At 66.1% G+C, this 20,319-nt stretch carries 18 protein-coding genes; 6 read left to right on the top strand and 12 right to left on the bottom strand.

Features of this window, described 5'->3' with window-relative positions; genetic code table 11:
- Positions 1 to 179: 179 nt before the first annotated feature.
- The 4 genes from dxs to AC3WMU_RS22970 all read right to left on the bottom strand — a co-directional run bounded on the left by dxs (position 180) and on the right by AC3WMU_RS22970 (position 4,218).
- Positions 180 to 2,042 carry a 1-deoxy-D-xylulose-5-phosphate synthase gene (gene dxs / locus AC3WMU_RS22985; protein WP_006225053.1) on the bottom strand — a complete coding sequence of 621 codons (1,863 nt, stop codon included), beginning with the start codon at positions 2,040 to 2,042 and terminating at the stop codon, positions 180 to 182.
- A 53-nt stretch (positions 2,043 to 2,095) separates the two neighbouring features.
- A complete protein-coding gene (locus tag AC3WMU_RS22980; RefSeq protein ID WP_006225054.1) occupies positions 2,096 to 3,007 on the bottom strand; it encodes a polyprenyl synthetase family protein in 912 nt (303 codons plus the stop codon).
- Between the two features lie 7 nt (positions 3,008 to 3,014).
- Positions 3,015 to 3,281: an exodeoxyribonuclease VII small subunit gene (locus AC3WMU_RS22975; RefSeq protein ID WP_006225055.1), complete on the bottom strand. Its 267-nt coding sequence runs from the start codon at positions 3,279 to 3,281 to the stop codon at positions 3,015 to 3,017.
- Between the two features lie 82 nt (positions 3,282 to 3,363).
- Complete coding sequence (locus tag AC3WMU_RS22970; protein WP_006225056.1) at positions 3,364 to 4,218, bottom strand: IclR family transcriptional regulator; 855 nt, start codon at positions 4,216 to 4,218, stop codon at positions 3,364 to 3,366.
- 171 nt (positions 4,219 to 4,389) lie between these two features.
- Here AC3WMU_RS22970 and AC3WMU_RS22965 point away from each other — a divergent pair, with 171 nt between their 5' ends.
- The 3 genes from AC3WMU_RS22965 to AC3WMU_RS22955 all read left to right on the top strand — a co-directional run bounded on the left by AC3WMU_RS22965 (position 4,390) and on the right by AC3WMU_RS22955 (position 8,020).
- On the top strand, positions 4,390 to 5,358 hold the full coding sequence (locus tag AC3WMU_RS22965) for a Bug family tripartite tricarboxylate transporter substrate binding protein (protein ID WP_280025329.1): 969 nt from the start codon (positions 4,390 to 4,392) through the stop codon (positions 5,356 to 5,358).
- Positions 5,359 to 5,569: 211 nt separating this feature from the next.
- The gene (locus AC3WMU_RS22960; RefSeq protein WP_280025331.1) at positions 5,570 to 6,580 is read left to right on the top strand and encodes an acyltransferase; all 1,011 of its coding nucleotides are present in this window, start codon (positions 5,570 to 5,572) and stop codon (positions 6,578 to 6,580) included.
- A 294-nt stretch (positions 6,581 to 6,874) separates the two neighbouring features.
- Positions 6,875 to 8,020, top strand: coding sequence for an aromatic ring-hydroxylating oxygenase subunit alpha (locus tag AC3WMU_RS22955; protein ID WP_492283016.1), 1,146 nt, complete (start codon positions 6,875 to 6,877; stop codon positions 8,018 to 8,020).
- A 93-nt stretch (positions 8,021 to 8,113) separates the two neighbouring features.
- Here the strand turns inward: AC3WMU_RS22955 and AC3WMU_RS22950 are convergent, their stop codons facing one another.
- From AC3WMU_RS22950 to AC3WMU_RS22930, 5 genes are all read right to left on the bottom strand, one after another.
- Entirely contained in the window at positions 8,114 to 9,241 is a 1,128-nt protein-coding gene (locus AC3WMU_RS22950; RefSeq protein ID WP_424625708.1) for a TIGR03364 family FAD-dependent oxidoreductase, read from the bottom strand.
- 104 nt (positions 9,242 to 9,345) lie between these two features.
- The gene (locus tag AC3WMU_RS22945) at positions 9,346 to 10,368 is read right to left on the bottom strand and encodes a putative 2-aminoethylphosphonate ABC transporter substrate-binding protein (protein WP_088590223.1); all 1,023 of its coding nucleotides are present in this window, start codon (positions 10,366 to 10,368) and stop codon (positions 9,346 to 9,348) included.
- A 125-nt stretch (positions 10,369 to 10,493) separates the two neighbouring features.
- Complete coding sequence (gene phnX / locus AC3WMU_RS22940) at positions 10,494 to 11,327, bottom strand: phosphonoacetaldehyde hydrolase (RefSeq protein WP_424625707.1); 834 nt, start codon at positions 11,325 to 11,327, stop codon at positions 10,494 to 10,496.
- A gap of 15 nt (positions 11,328 to 11,342) precedes the next feature.
- Entirely contained in the window at positions 11,343 to 13,091 is a 1,749-nt protein-coding gene (locus AC3WMU_RS22935) for a putative 2-aminoethylphosphonate ABC transporter permease subunit (protein ID WP_052017882.1), read from the bottom strand.
- Positions 13,092 to 13,122: 31 nt separating this feature from the next.
- Entirely contained in the window at positions 13,123 to 14,196 is a 1,074-nt protein-coding gene (locus tag AC3WMU_RS22930; protein WP_454676377.1) for a putative 2-aminoethylphosphonate ABC transporter ATP-binding protein, read from the bottom strand.
- A 147-nt stretch (positions 14,197 to 14,343) separates the two neighbouring features.
- Between AC3WMU_RS22930 and AC3WMU_RS22925 the strand changes: the two genes are divergently transcribed.
- A complete protein-coding gene (locus tag AC3WMU_RS22925) occupies positions 14,344 to 15,207 on the top strand; it encodes a LysR family transcriptional regulator (protein ID WP_035213262.1) in 864 nt (287 codons plus the stop codon).
- Positions 15,208 to 15,259: 52 nt separating this feature from the next.
- Positions 15,260 to 15,829 carry a phosphonate degradation HD-domain oxygenase gene (locus AC3WMU_RS22920; protein WP_006225066.1) on the top strand — a complete coding sequence of 190 codons (570 nt, stop codon included), beginning with the start codon at positions 15,260 to 15,262 and terminating at the stop codon, positions 15,827 to 15,829.
- Between the two features lie 85 nt (positions 15,830 to 15,914).
- Here the strand turns inward: AC3WMU_RS22920 and AC3WMU_RS22915 are convergent, their stop codons facing one another.
- On the bottom strand, positions 15,915 to 16,766 hold the full coding sequence (locus tag AC3WMU_RS22915) for a sulfurtransferase (RefSeq protein WP_492283015.1): 852 nt from the start codon (positions 16,764 to 16,766) through the stop codon (positions 15,915 to 15,917).
- Positions 16,767 to 16,797: 31 nt separating this feature from the next.
- The gene (locus AC3WMU_RS22910) at positions 16,798 to 17,652 is read right to left on the bottom strand and encodes a DMT family transporter (protein ID WP_035213204.1); all 855 of its coding nucleotides are present in this window, start codon (positions 17,650 to 17,652) and stop codon (positions 16,798 to 16,800) included.
- Positions 17,653 to 17,805: 153 nt separating this feature from the next.
- Here AC3WMU_RS22910 and htpX point away from each other — a divergent pair, with 153 nt between their 5' ends.
- Positions 17,806 to 18,687: a protease HtpX gene (gene htpX / locus AC3WMU_RS22905; protein WP_006225069.1), complete on the top strand. Its 882-nt coding sequence runs from the start codon at positions 17,806 to 17,808 to the stop codon at positions 18,685 to 18,687.
- 83 nt (positions 18,688 to 18,770) lie between these two features.
- On the opposite strand, the gene AC3WMU_RS22900 is transcribed toward htpX, so the two are convergent.
- Positions 18,771 to 20,162, bottom strand: a complete 1,392-nt coding sequence (locus tag AC3WMU_RS22900; protein ID WP_088590219.1) for an L-serine ammonia-lyase — start codon at positions 20,160 to 20,162, stop codon at positions 18,771 to 18,773.
- Between the last annotated feature and the right edge of the window lie 157 nt (positions 20,163 to 20,319).

Genomic DNA, 20,319 nt, shown 5'->3' with positions numbered 1-20,319 from the left:
ACCTGTCTAGGCAATCAGTCGCTCGCGCACGGCCTAGGAAACTTTGAGAGAGGGCCATTATCGCCCAAACCCTGGCAACCGCCAGGGAAAACCCTTCTATCCGTAGGTTAGCGGGGCCAGAACAGTGTGTTTCATATTCCGGGCAAAAGCGACGCCTTTGCCCGGAACCCCGCAGCCGATCAAGCAAGCAGATCGGCGTAGCGGGCACGGATCGACCGCTCGATGCCGGCGGCATCCAGGCCGATGCCCGCCAGCAAGGCCGACTGGTCGCCATGGTCGATGAAGGCGTCCGGCAGCCCCAGCTGCAGCACGGGAATCTGCACCCCGGCGGCGCTCAGCGTTTCCAGCACGGCGCTGCCCGCGCCGCCCATGATGGACGCGTCTTCCAGCGTGACCAGCGCATCGTGCCGGGCCGCCAGATCCAGGATCAGTTCACGGTCGATCGGCTTGACGAAGCGCATGTCGGCTACGGTGGCATCCAACTTGTCGGCGGCGGCCAGCGCGGCCGGCACCAGGGTGCCGAACCCCAGGATGGCGATCTTCTTGCCTTCGCGGCGGACCACGCCGCGGCCCACTTCGACGGTATCCAGGCCAGCACCTTCCGCGGCGCCACAACCCGCGCCGCGCGGATAGCGCACGGATGCCGGGCCCGGGTACTGATAACAGGTGGACAGCAACAGGCGCGTTTCGCTTTCGTCGGACGGCGTGGCCACCACCATGTTCGGCACGCAGCGCAGGAAGGCGGTGTCGTAATTGCCGGCATGGGTGGCGCCGTCGGCGCCCACGATGCCTGCACGGTCCAGCGCGAAGGTCACGTCCAGGTTCTGCAGGGCCACGTCATGAATGAACTGGTCGTAGCCGCGCTGCATGAAGGTCGAATAGATGGCGACGACGGGCTTTTGCCCTTCGCAGGCGATGCCGGCGGCGAACGTCACGGCATGCTGTTCGGCGATGCCCACGTCGAAATACCGCAGCGGGAAGCGCTTTTCGAATTCCACCAGCCCGCTGCCTTCGCGCATGGCGGGAGTGACCGCGACCAGACGCGGATCCTGCTCGGCCATGTCGCACAGCCAATGACCGAACACCTGGGTGAAGGTGCGCTTGCCCGGCGCCTTGGATTGCTGGATGCCCACGGCGGGGTCGAACTTGCCCGGGCCGTGATAGAGCACCGGATCGGCCTCGGCCAGCTTGTAGCCCTGCCCCTTTTTGGTCACCACGTGCAGGAACTGCAGGCCTTGCAGGGCCTTCAGGTTCTGCAGGGTGGGCACCAGGGCGTCCAGGTCGTGGCCGTCGATGGGGCCGACGTAGTTGAAGCCGAACTCCTCGAACAGCGTGGCCGGCGTGACCATGCCTTTGGCATGCTCTTCGAAACGACGTGCCAGCTCAAGCACCGGCGGCACGTGCTGCAGGACGGCGCGACCGACGTTCTTGGCCGCAGCGTAGAAGCGGCCCGACATCAGGCGCGCCAGGTAGCGGTTCAACGCCCCCACCGGCGGCGAGATCGACATGTCGTTGTCGTTCAGGATCACCAGCAGGTTGATGTTGGGCGTGACGCCCGCATTGTTCATGGCCTCGAACGCCATGCCGGCCGACATGGCGCCGTCGCCGATGACAGCGATGTGCTGGCGCTGCACGCCGGCGTTACGCGAGGCCACCGCCATGCCCAGCGCAGCCGAGATGGACGTCGAGGAATGTGCGGTGCCGAAGGCGTCGTATTCGGATTCGCTGCGTTTGGGAAAGCCCGAGATCCCGCCTTCTTGACGCAGCCGCGCCATGCCGGCGCGGCGTCCTGTCAGGATCTTGTGCGGGTAGGACTGGTGGCCCACGTCCCAGACGATCCGGTCATGCGGCGTGTCGAACACCTGATGCAGCGCCAGCGTGAGCTCGACCGTGCCCAGGTTGGACGACAAGTGCCCGCCCGTTTTGGATACCGACTCCAGCACGAAGCCGCGCAGTTCGTCCGCAAGCTTCTTCAGCTCGCGACGATCCAGGCGCTTGAGGTCTGCCGGGGATTGAATGCGGTCCAACAAATCAGTCGTCATGCTTTTATGGGGTTCGTTGACCCGGCGTGGATTCAAGCCGGGCTAGTCACGGATCAGCGGTCTCGAAGGACGATGAAGTCGGCCAGTTGCGCCAAGCGTCCGCCGGCATCGCCCAGCGGTGCCAGGGCCGCCAGCGCTGCTTCACGCAATTCGTCGGCGAACGCGCGCGCCTCGGACAGGCCCAGGAGCGACACGTACGTCGGCTTATTCTCCGCCGCGTCCTTGCCGGGGGTCTTGCCCAGGCTGGCCGTGTCGGCGGTCACGTCAAGGATATCGTCCACGACCTGGAACGCCAGGCCCATTGCTTGCGCGTAGGCATCCAGCGCCTGGCGCGACGCCGAGCTGGCGCCCGCGACGATGCCGCCCAGCGCAACGCTGCAGGCCAGCATGGCGCCGGTCTTCATGCTGTGCATGGTCTGGAGGTCGTCGCGCGACAGCGAACGGCCGACGCTGAGCAGGTCGATGGCCTGGCCGCCCGCCATGCCCTGGCTGCCGGCGGCGCGCGCCAGCGACTGCGTGGCCTGCACGATAAGCGCAGGCGCAATCGGCATCGAGGCCAGCAGATCGAAGGCCAGCGGCTGCAAGGCGTCGCCCGCCAGCATGGCAGTGGCTTCGTCGAACTTCACGTGCGTCGTGGGCTGGCCGCGGCGCAGCGTATCGTCGTCCATGCAAGGCAGGTCGTCATGCACCAGCGAATACGCGTGGATCAATTCCACCGCCGCGGCGGCGCGGTCCAGCGACGCTTCGATGGCCAGCACGCTGCCGCTGACCGGGCACGCTTGCCCGGCGGCGTAGACCATCGCGGCGCGCACGCGCTTGCCGCCGCCCAGGACGGCGTAGCGCATGGCTTCGTGGAGACGGACAGGCAGCACATCCGCGGGGGGCATCAGGTCGTCGAGGACGTCTTCGACGTGCCGCACACGGCCCTGCAGCCACTCCGGGAAAGCGAGTTGAGTTTGCTTCATCGGGTTCTTATTCGTCATCCAGCGCCGCCGGGTCCAGCGGACGCAGCAAGTCGCCTTCCAGAACCTTGACCTGCTGTTCGGCCTGCGCCAAGCGGTCCTGGCAGACCCGGGTGAGCGCGACGCCGCGCCGGTAGGCGGCCAGCGATTGCTCAAGCGGCAACGAGCCGTCTTCCATGGCCGCAACCAATGACTCCAATTCGGCCAGGGCCGTTTCGAAATCCTGGGGCAAGGGACGGTCGTCGATCTGCGGATCGGCTGGTGTGGGTTTGGCCAAACGGGTCTCCGAGGGCGCTAGGGGTGGATCAATCTCCGAATTGTACGAGATAGCCACGCCGGACCCGCGTGCGCCCGGACGATCAGGCCGACGCCCCGGCAAGACCCGCGATCGCAGCGCGCAGTGCGGGGCCCACGCGCGTGCGCAAGTCCGCTTCCGGCAACAGGCTGGCGGGGCCGCCGCAGCTCATCACAAAGACGCCTTCGCCCGTGATGGACGTGAACGGCACGGCGACGGCGTTGATGCCAGATTGCCACTCGCCAATGGCGAAGCAACAGCCCGATTCCTGCAGCTCCAGGCGGGCGCGGGCAATGGCGTCGACAGGCGGCGCGGCGGCCCCCAGGCGCGCCAGCACCTCGTCGCAGGCGCTGGCAGGCAGGCTGGCCAGATACGCTCGGCCCATCGCGCTGTCCAGGCTGGCGCGATAGCCGACGGGCAGCCGCAAGTACAGCGCGGAGGACCCGTGGATGGCCTCGACATAGGTCATGGCGTCGCCGTCGAAGGCGCCCAGCGCAACCGCGCCGCCGGTGTCCCGGGCCAATTCGGTCATCGAGGCCTTGGCCAGTTCGCGTACCTCCAGCCCTGCCAGCAGGCCAAAGCCCAGCGCCAGCACGCCATAGCCGGGCGAATACTTGCCGGTGTCGGGGTGATAGCGCAGGTAACCCAGCTCGGTCAGCGTATAGGTGATGCGGCTGATGGTGGGCTTGGGCAGGCTGGTCAGGCGCGCCAGGTCCAGGTTGCCCAGCGCGGTCACGCCGTGGCGAAAACACCGCAGCACGTCCAGCCCCCGCGCCAGCGCGGTGATGAAGTCGGGCGAATTGGCGCCTTCGCCTACGCCCGCGGTGCGTTTGCGCCGCGCCGGCTGGCTGAGTTCCAGCGTCTCGTCGGGCTTGGTGGCAGCGTGGATGACGCGCTTGGTGTCAGAAAAAGATTGCATTTCTATTCGCTTCGTTTTTATAGTTTATTTCGAATAACAAAACTAAATTCCATATAACGGAATTTAAATGATCCAAGGAGACTTGGCAAGCCCCCGCGATGCTTCCCGCAGCGCGGTTCGGTCAAGCCAAGCCCGGCGATCCACTCACGCACGCGATTCCAAGGGGAAAACATGATTCGCACGAGCATCAAACTGCTGGCTACCGTATTGCTTAGCGCCGCCGCACTGGGCGCGCAGGCCGACACGTATCCGGCCCGGCCGATTAAAGTCGTCTCGCCCTTCCCGGCCGGCGGCGCCACCGATGTGCTGACCCGCATTCTGGCCGAACGCATGGCCAAGACGCTGGGCCAGCCCATGATCGTGGAGAACAAGGCAGGCGCCGGCACGTCCATCGGGGCGGCGTTCGTCTCGCGAGAACAGCCCGACGGCTACACCATCCTGATGGCCACGAACTCCACCTTGGTGACGAACCGCTATCTGTACAAGGAACTGCCTTACGACCCGGACAGTTTCTCGCCAATCGGCATGGTCGGCGTCGGCCCGCTGGTGCTGCTGTCCAGCCCCAAGCGGCCCTTCAACAGCACGCAGGACGTCGTGGCCTACGCCAAGCAGAACCCGGGCAAGCTGACGTTCGCGACCTTCGGGCCCGGCACGTCGTCGCACCTGGCCGGCGAACTGTTCAAGGCGCGCGCCGGCATCGACATCCTGCACGTGCCCTTCAAGGGTGCGACCCAGGCCCTGCCCGCCCTGATCAGCGGCGACGTCGACCTGTTCTTCGACATGGTCGCCACCGGCATGCCGCAGGCGGACGCCGGCAAGGTCAAGGTCTTTGCCATCACCAGCCCGTCGCGGCTGGCGACGCTGCCGAAACTGCAGACGCTGGCCGAAGAGGGCTACCCCGCCTTCGACATGACCGCCTGGTTCAGCTTCGTGGCGCCCAAGGGCACCCCGGCTCCGGTCCTGGCGAAGCTGCAGGCCGCGCTGACCGAAACCCTGCAGGACGAGGCCGTGAAGAAGCGCATGCTGGACATGGGCATCGACCCGCGTTCGGGCACGGCGGCCGAATTGGACAAGCAGATCAAGACCGAACAGCCGATCGTGTCGCAACTGATCAAGCAGGCCAACATCGTCCTGCAATAAGCGCGCGCGGCTCCGCGCCAACGGTTTAGTGACAAATCGTTCGCGGTCTTGCCGGCCCGCGAAACGGCGGCAGGCCACTCGGCCCGTCGCCCTTTCCCCGACAGCGCCCACCGGGGTCCTGTCGGTTTTTTACGCCTTGCCTAACCGCTGGATACAGAAACCGGGCGCTTGCCGCTGCTAAGGTGAAGAAGATTCACCAGCGGGAGCCCGGATGCCTGATACCGAAGACCGATACGCCCGCCTGGACGCCGCCCGCTGGCTGGCGGCCGTGGCAGTCGTCCTGCTGCACAGCGCGGCGCTGATTGTCAGCGACCCGGCCGCCTACGGCGGCGGCGCGTGGCTGGCCGCCAACCTGTATGACTCGGCGGCGCGCTGGTGCGTGCCTGTCTTTGTCATGGTCAGCGGCGCATTGCTGCTGGATCCCGGCAAGCCCCAGGACGCCCTCAAGTTCTACAGCCGTCGCATGGCGCGCATCTGCGCGCCGCTGGTGTTCTGGACTCTGTTCTACCTGACGTGGCGCACGGGGCTGGACTGGTGGGACGACGGGCGCGTCGACTTTTCCTTCTGGCCGCGCAAGGTCGTCCAGGGCGAACCGTATTACCACCTCTGGTACCTGTACATGATCGTGGGGCTGTACCTCTTCGCCCCGCTGGCCCGCATGCTCTATGCGCGGAGCACGCCCCGTGGCCGCTCGCTCTGGGTGGTGGGCATCCTGGGCGTGGCGATCCTGGACGCGCTGTATCGCCGTGCGCTGGGCGCGCCTCACGGCTTCTTCCTGACCTGGTTCCTGCCCTATCTGGGCTACTTCGTGGCCGGCCGCCTGATCTTCGACGGCGAAATGCGCATCCCCCGGCCGGGCCTGATGCTGGCGGCCAGCGTCGCCGCCACCGCGCTGGGCGTGACGGCCATGTCCAACGGCCACACGCTGGACACCTACTTCTACGACTACTTCAGCCTGACCGTGCCGTTCATGTCGCTGGCCGCATTCCAGTGGATCGTGTCCTCGCCCCGGTTGCCGCGGCTGGCCGCGCTGGCGCCGCTGACGTTCGGCGTGTATCTGATCCACCCGGTGTTCCTGGACGTGGCACGCCGCGCCGGCGCCTTCACGGGCGGCGATCGCGATGCCTGGACGGTGCCGCTGCTGACGCTTGCTGTCTTCGGCCTGTCGGCGGCCAGCAGCTGGCTGCTCAGGCGTCATCCGGCGACCCGCCGACTCGTCTGAAAGACCTACGCCGTGAAGGGTTAATCGGGTTTTGCACCCGGCCAATCACCCCCCTCCATAACTTCACCAGGCTTCACGGATCTTCACGGGCGTAGGGGAATCCCTTGGGGTACAATTCACGGCTTATTTGATCGGCCAGACACCGATTTTTCTTCGCGCCAGCACGGATTTAGCCAAGCTCGACAGTTGAGCTCAAGCGTTTGCACAAGCAGTTCGCAAAATCGCTGGGCTTGAAACAAAAGCGCTTGGCAGAGCTCAAACCGTCCTGGCTTTTTTATCCGAGCGGAGGGAATCATGACCGACATCGGTCGGATGGCACATGTCGTGCCAGCTCGCACCCAGCTACCCGTCAGTGCTTATTTTGACGAAGCCCTCTTTGCCCGCGAGCAAGAACTCATTTTCAAGCAATCCTCGCAATACGTCGGCCATCAGAAATTGGTGCCCGAGATCGGGGATTGGCGTACGTTGGTTCAGGAAAACGCAGGACGCGTGCTGGTTCGCAACCAGCAAGGCGTTGAACTCATCTCAAATGTCTGCCGTCACCGCCAGGCGTTGATGCTGGGCGGCGAGGCCGGCAATGTAGCCGGCAACTGCAATTCCCAAGGCAATCTGAAAGCCACTGGCGGCAACATCGTTTGCCCGTTGCACCGCTGGACGTACAACAACCAGGGCGAGTTGTTGGGCGCGCCGCAGTTCGAGACAACGCCCTGCATGAACTTGCAGAAGTTTCGGCTGCGCGATTGCCACGGCCTGCTGTTCGAAGGCCCGCGCGATCCGGCCTCCGACATGGCTCCGCTGTTCTCGCGTCCCGAGTTCAACTTCGGCGACTACGTGCTCGACCATGTCGAAGTGCATCAGTGCAACTACAACTGGAAGACCTTCATCGAGGTCTATCTTGAGGATTACCACGTCGGTCCGTTCCACCCCGGCTTGGGCCGCTTCGTCACCTGCGACGACCTGACCTGGGAATTCAACGACTGGTACAGCCTGCAGAAAGTCGGCGTGCACAATGCGCTGGCGCAACCCGGTTCGGACGTCTACAAGCAGTGGCACGACCGCCTGCTGTCGTTCCGCAACGGCGACGCGCCGGATTTCGGTGCGGTGTGGGTCACGTATTTCCCGACCCACATGATCGAGCTCTATCCGCACGTGCTGGTGCTGTCCACGCTGTATCCGAAGAGCCCGCAGGAAACAATCAACGTCGTCGAGTTCTACTACCCCGAGGAAATCTCGGCGTTCGAACGCGAATTCGTCGAGGCGCAGCGCGCCGCCTACATGGAAACGGCCATCGAAGACGATGAGATCGCCGAACGCATGGATGCGGGCCGCAAGGCCCTGATGCTGCGCGGCGTGAACGAGGCCGGCCCCTACCAGTCGCCGATGGAAGACGGCATGCAGCACTTCCACGAGTGGTACCGACGCATCATGCAGGACGTGTAAGCGCAGGTTCTGTCTACGCAGGGCTTGCCGCAGTCGGAACAAGGGCCTCGCACATCGCGAGGCCCTTTTCATTGCGCGCGGCGCAAGCGCCCCCTACCCGATCGCGCCAGCCACCGTGCGTTCGCCGATCGCCAGCCCCACCGTCATGCCGACGCCGGAGTGCATGACCGCCACGGTCGTGGCCGCGTCCACCGGCATCACCGAGAACGGCGCCGGACCGTGGGCGCCATACACGCCCTGCCAGCGCTCCACTACGCGCAAGCGCGCGCCCAGGGCCTGCGACGCCAGGTCCAGCATGGCGTTGTCGACCGCCTCGTCATTGAACGGGAACGCATCCTGGCCATAGCGGTGCGAATCCCCGATGATCAGTTCGCCATAAGGCGTGGGGCTGATCAGCAGGTGGATGCCGTTTTCCAACAGCATCGGCGTGCGCGCCTGGATCACGTCGCGCAGGACTTGCGCCGACGGCAAATCCGAAAAAGCGCCGTAGTGCACGCAGGACAAGCCCGTCAGCAACGGACGGTCCAGCGCAACGGGGTTCGTCTCGAACGCCGCGCGCAGCATCTGCAGCCGGGTGATTTCCAGGTTCAGCGGCGCGAAGCGTTCGGGCAACAGGGTCAGGTAGTCGTGGCCGGGGCACACGAACACGTGCTTGCCCTGGAAATCGCCGGCGGTCGTGCCGACCAGGCCGTTTTCCACGGCGCGCGCGAGCGTGCCGGTGATGAAGGTCACGCCCAGGGCTTCCGCCAGATAGCGCGTGATCGCCGGCAAGGCCTCGCGGGAGTAGATCTGCAAGTCGTCGTGGCCACGCAACCCCATGCAGTGGTGCGCCAATTGGCCGTCGTACAGGCCGGCCACATCGCGGGCCGACAGGAGGTCGGCGCGATAGCCTTCCTGCTTCAGGCGGGTGTCCGCAAACTCCTCAAGCACGGTGGCCTCATCGGCATTGCGGGCCAGCACCAGGGCGCCATTGGCGCGCACATGGAAGCCGGCCTTGGCGGCCAGATCCAGCCACAGCTCGCGGGCCTGCTGCGCATGCGACAGCATCATGCCGGGCGGCTGGCCGGTCACGATGACCTGGCCGAAATTGCGGATCGTGGCGCCGTGCGCCTGGCGGCTACGTTCGATCACGGCCACCGACAAGCCGCGCTTGGCGGCTGCCCAGGCGTGCGCGATGCCGAGCATCCCTGCGCCCACCACGATTACGTCGTAAGTTTTCATTTTGGGAACATTGCTGGAGGAATAGCGGGGGAAGCCTCCGCGCCGCGGCGCTTCCCCGACGGGCGGCGGCGCGGGGCAAGCCGCGCTGCCGCGTTGACGGACGCTTACTTCTTCTTCGGCTCGGACTTGCCGTCGTAGCGCTTGGTCCATTCGGCGATGATGCGTTCGCGGTTCGTGGCGGCCCACACGAAATCGTTCTTGATCATGCGCTTGGTCAGGTCGGCCGGCAGGTTGGGGTTCACAGTGGCGATGGACGGGATCGCCAGCACCGCGAAGTTGGCCTTGTACAGCTCGTTGGCTTCGCGGCTGGCCGAGAAGTCGGCCAGCTTGCGGGCGGCTTCCAGGTTCTTCGTGCCCTTCATGATGGCGGTGGCTTCGACTTCCCAGCCCAGGCCTTCCGACGGGAACACGGCTTCGACCGGCGCGCCGTCGGCCTTCAGCTTGGCGGCGCGGTAGTCGAACGACACGCCGATCGGGAACTCGCCCGCGGCCGCCATGTTGCACGGCTTCGAACCGGAGTGCGTGTACGAACCGATGTTCTTGTGCAGGGCGTCCATGTAGGCCCAGCCCTTCTCTTCACCGAAGATCTGCAGCCAGGCGCTGACGTCCAGGAAACCCGTACCCGAGGAAGCCGGGTTCGGCATGACGATCTTGCCGGCATAGACCGGCTTGGTCAGGTCTTCCCACGACGTGGGCTTGGGCAGCTTCTGCTTTTCGGCTTCGATGGTGTTGAAGCAGATGGCGGCGGCGTAGCCGTCCATGCCGACCCACGACGGCTCGGCCTTGGCGTCGCGCATGTTGGCGGCGATCTGGTCCAGGCCCTTGGGCGCGTAGGGTTGCAGCATGCCTTCCTTGTCCATCAAGCCCAGCGCCGTGCCGGCCAGGCCCCAGATGACGTCGGCCTTGGGGTTGCTCTTTTCGGCCAGCAGCTTGGCGGCGATGATGCCCGTGGAGTCACGGACCCACTGGATCTTGATGTCGGGATTCGCGCGCTCGAACGCGGCCTGATAGACCTTGATCTGGTCGGCTTCGAGCGCGGTGTAGACCGTCAGCGTGGTCTCGGCGGAGGCGGCGCCCATCACGCCCGTCAGGGCGGCGGCCAGTGCAAGCAGCTTGTAGCGATTCATGAGGAACTCCGTGGATGAGCGGAAAAAAGGGTGAGAGTCGCCCCCGCTGCCGGCGGTTGCCGGCTGCGGTACGCGGTGTGAAAGAGAGGAATGTGGCCGGCGGCGCTGGCCGGTCAGGATCTAGTTCAGGGCCGTTCGCCTCGTGCCAGACGGGCTTCGATATCGGTCACGACGGCCGGCAGGTCGGCCACCGTATCGATCAGGTAATGCGGCGCGACGGTCGAGAGTTCGCGGGTCGCCTCGGCGCGCGCCTTGTCGCGCCCCGCTTCGTCCAGGCTCAGGTATTCGTCCAGCGTCAAGCCGGCGGCGTTGCCGGACAACAGCAGCCCCACCGTCCACATGCCGGCGCGGCGGCCTTCTTCAATGCCGGGCGAGGTGTCATCAACCTTGATGCAGCCGGCGACGTCCGACAGGCCCAGCTCCACAACGTTCTTCAGCGCCATCGCCGGCGCCGGACGTGCGCGCGGCACGTCGTCGCTGGCTACGATGCAATCGGGCTCCAGGCCTTCGGAGGCAGCGCGCTCGACAACGCGGCGCATGACGCTGCCGGGATAGCCCGAGCAGGATCCGATCTTCAGGCCGTGCTGGCGCAGCGCGCGTAGCAGTTCGGCCGCACCGGGAATGGCCGCCGAATACTGCGCGACCTTTTCCAGCTGCATCGGCAAAAAGCGTTCGTAGATGGCGGTCACGTCGTCATCGGTCGGCAGGCGGCCGAACTGGGCCTGGTACTGGCTGGCGATGGCGGGCTGGTCGCACAGGGCGCGGATGTGATCCCACTTGCCCATGCCCATCGGGCCGCGGGCCTCTTTCAACGACACGTCCATGCCGAATTGCGAGAACGCATCCACGAACACCTTGGTGGGCGCAAACGATCCGAAGTCGACCAGCGTGCCGGCCCAGTCGAAGATCACGGCTTCCAGTTGGACGGGCAAAGGGGAAACAGCAGTCATGAGGGTCATCCTAGAAATAAGCGTTCAAGAGGCCACGGGGCGGCGCCAGGCCTGGCTGCGCGCCACCAATGCACGGCTGGCCAGGTGGAGCACCAGGGCCGCGACGGCGGAGCTGGCCATGATCACGGTGCACATGGCGGCGGCCGGACCGATGAAGCCGGCGTCGTCCATGTTCAGCACGGCGACGGCCGCCAGCACCGTGGAGGGGCTGTACAGGAACACCACAGCCGACACGGTCGTCATGGCGGAAACGAACAGGTAGCGGGCAACGTCCAGCGCCGCCGGCAGGCACATCGGCAAGGTCACCCGCAGGAACGTCGTCATGCGCGGCACTTTCAGCGACGCCGACGCGGCTTCGAATTCCGGATCCAGCGCATTGAGCGCGGTCGCCGCCGTCAGGTGCGCGCTGGTGTAGAAGTGGACGACCGTGCACAGGATCAGCAGCGGCATCGTGCCGTACAACACGTTCAGCGGATTCATCAGGCTGTTGAAGAAGAAGATGTAGCCCAGGCCCAACACCAGTCCCGGCACCGCCATCGGCATCAACGCCAGCATGCTCACCGCGCCGCGCAGGCCGCGCGCCACGCCGCCGCGCGCCGGCACCTTCTCCATCATCCAGGCGCCGACGAACACGACCGCCGTACCGATCACGGCCGTGCAGAACGCAAGCTGCAAGCTGTTGCGCCAGGCCAGCCAGCCGCCGCCGTCCATATTGTCGAAATCGTAGGAACGCAGCGACATGGACAGGTTGTACGGCCACATCTTCACGAACGACGCCCAGACCGCCACGCCGATGATCGCCAGCAGGAAGGCGGCCATTACGCCGGCAAGCGCCAGGAAGGCGGCATCGCGCCGCACGTTCACGCCCGAGACATAAGGCTGAGCCCGGCCGCTCATCTGGGCGCCTTGGCGGGCACGCAGCCGGCGGTCCAGCACGAAGGTCAGCAAGGCGGGCAGCAGCAGCAGGATGCCGATGGCCGCGCCCTTGGGGAAATTCTGCTGGCCGACCACGGCCTTATAGGCCTCCATGGCCAGCACGTTGTAGTCCCCGCCCACCACCTTGGGCACGCCGAAATCGGTCACGGTCAGCGTGAACACCACGCAGCAGGCCGAGAACACGGCATAGCGCGTGCCGGGCAGGGTCACGGTCAGGAACGTGCGCCATGCACCGGCGCCCATCGCCCGCGCAGCGTCATACAGGCGGCCATCGGCCAGCGTCAGGCCGGTCAGCAGGATCATCAGCGCATGCGGGAAGGTGTAGAAGGCCTCGCCCACCACGATGCCCCAGAAGCCGTAGATGGTGGCGCCCCCGGTCAGGCCCTTGAGCAGGCCCTGGTTGCCCAGCAGATAGACAAGCGCAATGCCGGGCAGCAGCGACGGGGCCAGCAGCGGCAGCAGCGCGATGGTGCGCAGCAGGCCCTTGCCCGGCAGGCGCGTGCGGGTCAGCCCATAGGCGAATCCATAGGCGCAAGGCACCACCAGCAGCATCGTCACGATGCCGACCATCAGGCTGCGCCCGACCATGGAAAGAAATCCGTCCGCGCCGATGATGCCGGTCACGACCGCCAGGCCGGCCCAGGCGCCGTCACTATCGGTGACGGATTTGAGCAGGATCGCGGCCAGCGGCAACGCCAGGAACAGCACCAGGAATAACACCAGCGCGCCCTGCCCCGCCGTCAGCCCCAGCGCGCCGATCCAGGCGGGCAAGGGGCGGCGGCCCAGGACGACCGCGGGTGCGGCCGGCGCTGCAGGCACGGGGGTGGAGGCGGCCATTTCGGCGGCGGTAGATCCGGTCATGGCGGAATCAAGCGTAGGCGCGAATCGCATGGCGCGGCAGCTCCACCCAGCAGCGGCTGGCAGCGTGAGGGCCCAACAGGGCGTCTCCGATTTCAGGGGACACGATGGAGTGCACGGTGGAACCGGGCACGCCTTCCAGGCGCAGCGCCAGGCGATAGCCGCGGCCCAGGAACACGCCGTCCAGCACGTCAGCCAGCATCGAGTTGGGCTCTTCCGGGCGCGCCATGCTGACGCGCACCGCTTCGGGGCGCACAAAGAGCTTGCCCGACTGCCCGTCCAGCGCCGTGTCCACGGCCAGTTCCTGGCGGCCGACGCGGGCACGGTGGACATCGATGCGTTCGAACGGCAGCCAGTTCGCCTCGCCCACGAAGTCGGCGATGAAGGCCGATTCCGGCTGGCGGTAGAGTTCGCGCGGCGTCCCGTACTGTTCGATGACCCCGCCGTTCATGACGGCGATGCGATCGGCCATCACCATGGCCTCTTCCTGGTCATGCGTCACCATCAAGGTCGTGATGGACAGGCGCTTCTGCAAGGCGCGCAGCTCGATGCGCAGGTGCTCGCGCACCCGGGCGTCCAGGGCGGACATGGGTTCGTCCAGCAGCAGCAGCGACGGCGACGGCGCCAGCGCGCGCGCCAAGGCCACGCGCTGCTGCTGGCCGCCAGAGATCTGTCCCGGATATTTTTCCGCAGCACCGGCCAGGCCCACCAAGGTCAACATTTCCTCGACCCGGTTGGCGACGTGCTTGCGGTGGGCGCGCTTGCCGCTCAGGCCGTACGCCACGTTCTGGGCCACGGTCAGGTTGGGAAACAGCGCATAGGACTGGAACAGGATGCCGTAGTCGCGCTCTTGCGGCTCGGCATGGGAAATATCCCGGCCCGACAGCACGATGGTGCCGCTGTCCTGGCGCTCCAGGCCCGCGATGGCCCGCAGCAGGGTCGTCTTGCCGCAACCGGACGGGCCCAGCAGGCACACCAGCTCGCCTGCCCGGATATCCAGCGAAACATCGGCCAGCGCCGTATGGCTGCCGAACCGTTTCACGAGATTTCTGACTGAGAGGAAAGCGTTATCGGGTTGGGGCATGGTGCCTCCGGTCTGGGAACGAAGGCAGTATGGAAGCCGCGTATTGAGTGTTTATGACACTTCGCGCAAATGCAGTAATAAAAACATCAAATTATTTTGGTGTACTGGCGGTCTTGCGCATTGCGTCCCTTTCCCGCCCCCACCATCGTGCTTGTCGCCGAACTCAAATCCTTCTACGCCGTGGCTCGCTGCGGCACCGTCACCAAGGCCGCCGCCCAGCTGGGTGTCAGCCAACCTACGGTGACGGGGCAACTGCGCCAGCTGGAGTCGCGTTACGGCGTCGAGCTCTTTCACCGCCAGGGCCGCGGCATGCGCCTGTCGGATGCGGGCCACAGCCTGATGCCGATGGTGGAAAAGCTGGTGCAGCAGGAAACCGAGATCGATTTCCGGCTGCGCGACGCCAGCGACCTGCGCGAGGGCAATCTGCGCGTCGGCGCGACCGGACCCTTCTACATCATGGATACGGTGCGCCGGTACAACCAGCGCTACCCCGGCATCGACCTGACCGTCACGATCGGCAATTCGCAGTCGATGCTGCAGGCATTGCACGACTACCGCATCGAGATTGCCACGTCATCTTTTCTGATGGATGACAAGCACCTGTACCGGCGGATGATCGCCGCCGACCCGATCCGCGTGGTGACGCACCGCGACCACCCGCTGGCCCGCCTGACCCGCGTCCGGCTGGCCGATCTGGCCGACCATGCGGTGCTGTTGCGCGAACCCGGCTCCATGACGCGCCAACTGACCGAGGACGCCCTGGCGGCAGCCGGCGTCACCGTGCGGCGCACGCTGGAGATCGGCAGCCGGGAGTCGATCCGGCAAGCCATCCTGTGCGATCTGGGCATCAGCCTTATCCCATCGCGTGAAATCCCCTCGCATCCCGATCTGGCGGCGCTGGACATCGAAGGCGCCGACATCGTGATGAACGAATACCTGTACTGCCTGCGCGAGCGCCAACCGGTGCAATTGATCGCGCGCTTTCTGGAGATGGCGCCGGCAGCCGGCTGACCGCGAAGGTCACTGCCCGCCTCTCCCCCTTGCGGCCACTCAGGAGACAACCATGGCCTTGACCTTGCAAGACATCGAGCAGATTTTCCTGGAGCGCGGACACCGCTCCTATCATGGCGAGTCCGTCAGCCATTTGCGGCATGCGCTGCAGACGGCGGCGCTCGCCGAGCGCAACGGCGCCAACGCGCAACTGATCACCGCCTGCCTGCTGCACGACTTGGGCCACCTGATCGCCGACCGGCCCGGCACGCCCACGCTGCGCGGCATCGATGACAAGCACCAGTATTTCGTGCTGCCGTTCCTGCGCGGGCTGTTCAGCTCGGCCGTGCTGGATCCCATCCGGCTCCATGTGGAAGCCAAACGCTACCTCTGCTACGTGGAGCCGCAATATGAAGCGTCGCTCTCGGAAGACTCCAAGCGCAGCCTGGCATTGCAGGGGGGCAGCTTCGATGCGGGCCAGGCGGTGGATTTCGCCAGCATGCCGGGCGCGCCGGATGCGATTCGTCTAAGGCGGTGGGACGACATGGCCAAGGTCCCCGGGCTGGCCACGCCGCCTCTGGACCACTTCCTGGAAATCGCCGAAAGCGTCTCGGGACGGGTCAAGCTGGCCGCGATCTGGTAACGGCTACCAGCAAAACACGCGCGCCAAAGCAAAAAGCCAGGGCAATCGCCCTGGCTTACGGATGGGGTTACGGATGGGGGCCGCCTCAGGCGCCCTTGGCCACCGGACGCGACGGGTCGCTGCACCACTCGCTCCACGAGCCCGGATACAGCCGCGATCCCGCCAGGCCTGCGATCTCCATCGACAGCAGGTTGTGGCAGGCAGTGATGCCCGAGCCGCATTGGTGCACGATGGATGCCGGGTCGCGGCCACCCAGCAAGCTTGCGAATTCGGCGCGCAGTTGCTCGGCGCTCTTGAAGCGGCCGTCGGCTTGCAGATTTTCGCCGTTGGGGCGGTTCAGCGCGCCCGGGATGTGCCCGGCCACCGGGTCCATTGGTTCGACCTCGCCGCGGTAGCGGTTGGCGGCGCGCGCGTCGATCACGGTGAAGGAGGGTTGGGCGATGTTGGCCAGCACGGCATTGGCGTCCACGGCACCCGCCAGCGACGCGCCCGGCTCCACGGGTTTTCCGGCCTGCACGGGCGCTGCGGCCTCGGTCGTCGTGGGCAGTCCGGCGGCTACCCAGGCCTGCCAGCCGCCGTCCAGCACGGCCACACGGTCATGGCCCAGCCAGCGCAGCATCCACCACAGGTGCGCGCCGTACATGCCGCCGCTGGCGTCGTAGGCAACGACCAGCGTCTGCGGCGTCACGCCGTGCGCGGCCATCAGCGCGCCGAATTCCGCGCGCGAGGGCAAGGGATGACGGCCGTTCTTGCCGGTGCGCGGCGCGGCCAGTTCGGTCTCGTGGTCCAGGTGACGGGCGCCGGGGATATGGCCGGCGTCATAGGCCTGGCGGCCGGCCGAGTGGTTGGTCAGGTCATGGCGCACATCGAAGACGCGCACGTCGGGCGTATCGAGGCGCGCGGCCAGATCGGCGGCGGAAATCAGTGTCATCGTCATTCGGTGTGCTCCTGGTCTAAGGGGGCGCGGGTCAGGCCGGCTTGGGGTCGCGCATCGTGCGCCACACCGACAGCAGCCCCGCGGAAATGATCAAGCCCATGCCGGCCCAGGCCACGCCGTCCAGGTGGTCGCCCCAGAAGCCCATGCCCAGCAAGGCCGCGAAGATGATGGTGCTGTATTGCAGCGCGGCGGTCAGCAGCGCCGACCCCATGCCGAAGGCCCGGGTCATGGCAAGCTGGCCGAACATGCCGGCCACGCCCACGCCGAAGAGCGATGCGTAGCCCTGCCAGTCGGCCTGGCCCCAGCCTTCGAACCACAGGCCGGCCACGCTGGACACGCAGACCGCCACGGAAAAGAACAGCACGGTGCGCCATTCGGGTTCGCCGATCCGGCCCAGTTGGCGGATCTGCATCATGGCGATCGCCGACATGGCCCCGGCGCCCATGCCCATGACCGCGGCCACCCATTGGTCGTCGTTGATACTGGGCCGCAGCACGGCGATCACGCCCAGAAAGCCCAGCGCCACCGCCACGATGCGCACGGGGTCGCGCTGCGCGCCGCCCCAGCCCAGCATCCAACAGGCGATGAAAAGCGGCGCGGTGTAGTTCAGGCTGGTGGCGGTGGCCAGGGGCAGGTGCGAGATGGCGAAAAAGCCCAGCCACATCGACGTGACGCCGGACAAGTTGCGCCATAGGTGCAGCTTCCAGCTGGTCGGGATGATGGATTGCCGGCCGGCGCGCGCCCACAGCAGCAGCAGGATCACCGAAGGCAGCCCGCGGAACAGCACGATCTGCGGGAGGGAGGCGCCGTGCTCGGTACCGAGCTTCACGAACGACCCCATGATGGCGAACATGGCGGACGCCAGCAACATCCAGAGAGCCTGCATTGGGGGTCTGCGCTAAGGGAAAAGTGGGGAGGAATAGGGGAAAGCGATACTATACTCTCCGTCACCGGGAGCGGTGCCGGCGAGTCGGGGAACTGGCAGGCCGCCGCGATGTCGAACCCGGGTATTTCCCGCTCGCAGAGGAACACAAAAAACATGAAACGCATTGTCTTGTTCGTCATCACCAACCTGGCCGTCATGCTCGTGCTGTCGGCCACGCTGCGCATCCTGGGCGTAGACCGCTACATCACCGCCAACGGCCTGAACCTCAACGCCCTCCTGATCTTCTCGGTCGTCGTGGGCTTTACGGGCGCGATCATCTCGCTGCTGATCAGCAAGCCGATGGCCAAATGGAGCACCGGCGCGCAGGTGCTGGATCCGAACGCCCCGCGCAACCAGCGCGAAGCCTGGCTGGTCGACACCGTGCACCAGCTGGCCGACCGCGCCGGCATCGGCCGCCCGGAAGTCGCCATCTATGACGGCGCCCCCAACGCGTTCGCCACCGGCGCGTTCAAGAACGACTCGCTGGTCGCGGTGTCGACGGGCCTTCTGGAAAGCATGAGCGAAGAGGAAGTCGCAGCCGTGCTGGCGCACGAAGTGGCCCACATCGCCAACGGCGACATGGTCACGCTGACGCTCATCCAGGGCGTGGTGAACACGTTCGTCGTGTTCCTGGCCCGCGTGGTCGGCTACTTCATCGACCGCGTCGTGTTCAAGAACGAACGCGGCATCGGCCCGGGCTACTACATCACCGTGCTGGTCTGTGAGATCATTTTCGGCGTGCTGGCCTCGATCATCGTGGCCTGGTTCTCGCGTCAGCGCGAATACCGCGCCGACGCCGGTTCGGCCCACCTGATGGGCGCACGCGAACCCATGATCCGCGCCCTGGCCCGCCTGGGCGGCCTGGAGCCGGGCGACCTGCCCAAGTCCTTCGAGGCCTCGGGCATCACCGGCCGCGGCGGCATCTCGGCCATGTTCGCGTCGCACCCGCCGATCCCGGCCCGCATCGCGGCGCTGCAAAACGCGCGGGTCATCTAAGCCGGCCCTGGCCTGCTTCCCCGCCCAAGCAGCAAAAAGCCCCTCCTCGGAGGGGCTTTTTCATGGGCGGCATCCGCCGCGCATCAGCACTCGACGATGTTCACCGCCAGACCGCCGCGCGCCGTTTCCTTGTATTTCGTCTTCATGTCGGCGCCGGTTTCGCGCATCGTCTTGATCACCGAATCCAGCGACACATAGTGCTGCCCGTCGCCGCGCAGCGCCATCCGGGCGGCGTTCACCGCCTTGATGGAGGCCATGGCGTTGCGCTCGATACAGGGAATCTGCACCAGGCCGCCCACCGGGTCGCACGTCAGACCCAGGTTGTGTTCCATGCCGATCTCGGCGGCGTTCTCGACCTGCTCTACCGTGCCGCCCAGCGCGGCGGCCAAGCCGCCGGCTGCCATCGAACACGCTACGCCCACTTCGCCCTGACAGCCGACTTCGGCGCCCGACAACGACGCGTTGTACTTGTACAGTAGCCCCACCGCGGCGGCGGTCAGCAGGAATTCCCGCACGCCCTCGCGGTTGGAACCCGGCACGAAACGGTCGTAATAGTGCAGCACGGCTGGGATGATGCCCGCTGCGCCGTTGGTCGGCGCCGTCACGACACGGCCGCCCGCGGCGTTCTCTTCATTGACCGCCATGGCGTACAAATTGACCCAATCCATCACCGACAAGGGGTCGGACAAGGTGCGCTCGGCGCGCTGCGTCAGATTGCGGTAGAGCTCGGGCGCGCGCCGGCGCACCCGCAACGGGCCGGGCAATTCGCCGTCGGCTTCCGGATAGTTGATGCCGCAACCGCGCGACACGCAGTCCTGCATGACTTGCCAGATGCGGTCCAGGCCGCTGCTGGTTTCCGCGGCTTCGCGCCAGGTCAGCTCGTTCTGCATCATCAGCTGGGCCACCGACAGGCCGCTTTCGCGGCACATGGTCAGCAGTTCGCGGCCGGAGCGAAACGGGTAAGGCAATTGGTTGTGGGCCGCGATGACCTGGCTGTTGGAAGCGCCCGCCGTCACCACGAAGCCGCCGCCCACCGACAGGTAGCGCGCCTCGCGCAGCGACTCTCCATTGGCGTCGAGTGCATGGAATTTCATGCCGTTGGGGTGCTCGGCCATCGCCTCGCGGCGGTAGAACACCATGTGCTCTTTTTCCACGAAGGGAACCGGGTAGCGGCCCAGCAGCGGCAATTGGCGGCTGGCGCGCACCGAGGCGACCATGCCGACGATGGCGGCCGGGTCGACGGTATCGGGGGCTTCGCCCATCAGGCCCAGCAACACGCCCTTATCGGTGCCGTGGCCCTTGCCCGTGGCGCCTAGCGATCCGTAGAGTTCGGCCCGGACATTGGCCACGCGCGGCATCAGGCCGTCGCGTTCCAGCCCTTGCGCGAACAGCAAGGCGGCCCGCATCGGGCCCACCGTATGGGAGCTAGACGGGCCAATGCCTATCTTGAACAGATCGAATACGGAAACGGCCACGCGAAACTCCAGTACATCAAAGAATAGTCAGGCAATGATACGCGTAGCCACAGCCGCGCGCAGCAAAGCCCCGCCGGGCGTATGCTGTATCACGGCTACGGGTTTCCCCGTCCGGTCAGGCATGCGATCATTACAAAATTATTTCTTGTCATAAAAA

It is taken from the genome of Achromobacter sp. FW305-C-13 (assembly GCF_058783475.1).
Note: the sequence above shows the minus strand (reverse complement) of the source record. Positions and strands in the feature narration are given on the sequence as shown.

Bases quoted from the DNA above. Each gene is read 5' to 3' on its own strand.
- dxs (WP_006225053.1), bottom strand. From the start codon at position 2,042: ATGACGACTGATTTGTTGGACCGCATTCAATCCCCGGCAGACCTCAAG.
- AC3WMU_RS22980 (WP_006225054.1), bottom strand. From the start codon at position 3,007: ATGAAGCAAACTCAACTCGCTTTCCCGGAGTGGCTGCAGGGCCGTGTG.
- AC3WMU_RS22970 (WP_006225056.1), bottom strand. From the start codon at position 4,218: ATGCAATCTTTTTCTGACACCAAGCGCGTCATCCACGCTGCCACCAAG.
- AC3WMU_RS22965 (WP_280025329.1), top strand. From the start codon at position 4,390: ATGATTCGCACGAGCATCAAACTGCTGGCTACCGTATTGCTTAGCGCC.
- AC3WMU_RS22960 (WP_280025331.1), top strand. From the start codon at position 5,570: ATGCCTGATACCGAAGACCGATACGCCCGCCTGGACGCCGCCCGCTGG.
- AC3WMU_RS22955 (WP_492283016.1), top strand. From the start codon at position 6,875: ATGACCGACATCGGTCGGATGGCACATGTCGTGCCAGCTCGCACCCAG.
- AC3WMU_RS22950 (WP_424625708.1), bottom strand. From the start codon at position 9,241: ATGAAAACTTACGACGTAATCGTGGTGGGCGCAGGGATGCTCGGCATC.
- AC3WMU_RS22945 (WP_088590223.1), bottom strand. From the start codon at position 10,368: ATGAATCGCTACAAGCTGCTTGCACTGGCCGCCGCCCTGACGGGCGTG.
- phnX (WP_424625707.1), bottom strand. From the start codon at position 11,327: ATGACCCTCATGACTGCTGTTTCCCCTTTGCCCGTCCAACTGGAAGCC.
- AC3WMU_RS22935 (WP_052017882.1), bottom strand. From the start codon at position 13,091: ATGGCCGCCTCCACCCCCGTGCCTGCAGCGCCGGCCGCACCCGCGGTC.
- AC3WMU_RS22930 (WP_454676377.1), bottom strand. From the start codon at position 14,196: ATGCCCCAACCCGATAACGCTTTCCTCTCAGTCAGAAATCTCGTGAAA.
- AC3WMU_RS22920 (WP_006225066.1), top strand. From the start codon at position 15,260: ATGGCCTTGACCTTGCAAGACATCGAGCAGATTTTCCTGGAGCGCGGA.
- AC3WMU_RS22915 (WP_492283015.1), bottom strand. From the start codon at position 16,766: ATGACGATGACACTGATTTCCGCCGCCGATCTGGCCGCGCGCCTCGAT.
- AC3WMU_RS22910 (WP_035213204.1), bottom strand. From the start codon at position 17,652: ATGCAGGCTCTCTGGATGTTGCTGGCGTCCGCCATGTTCGCCATCATG.
- htpX (WP_006225069.1), top strand. From the start codon at position 17,806: ATGAAACGCATTGTCTTGTTCGTCATCACCAACCTGGCCGTCATGCTC.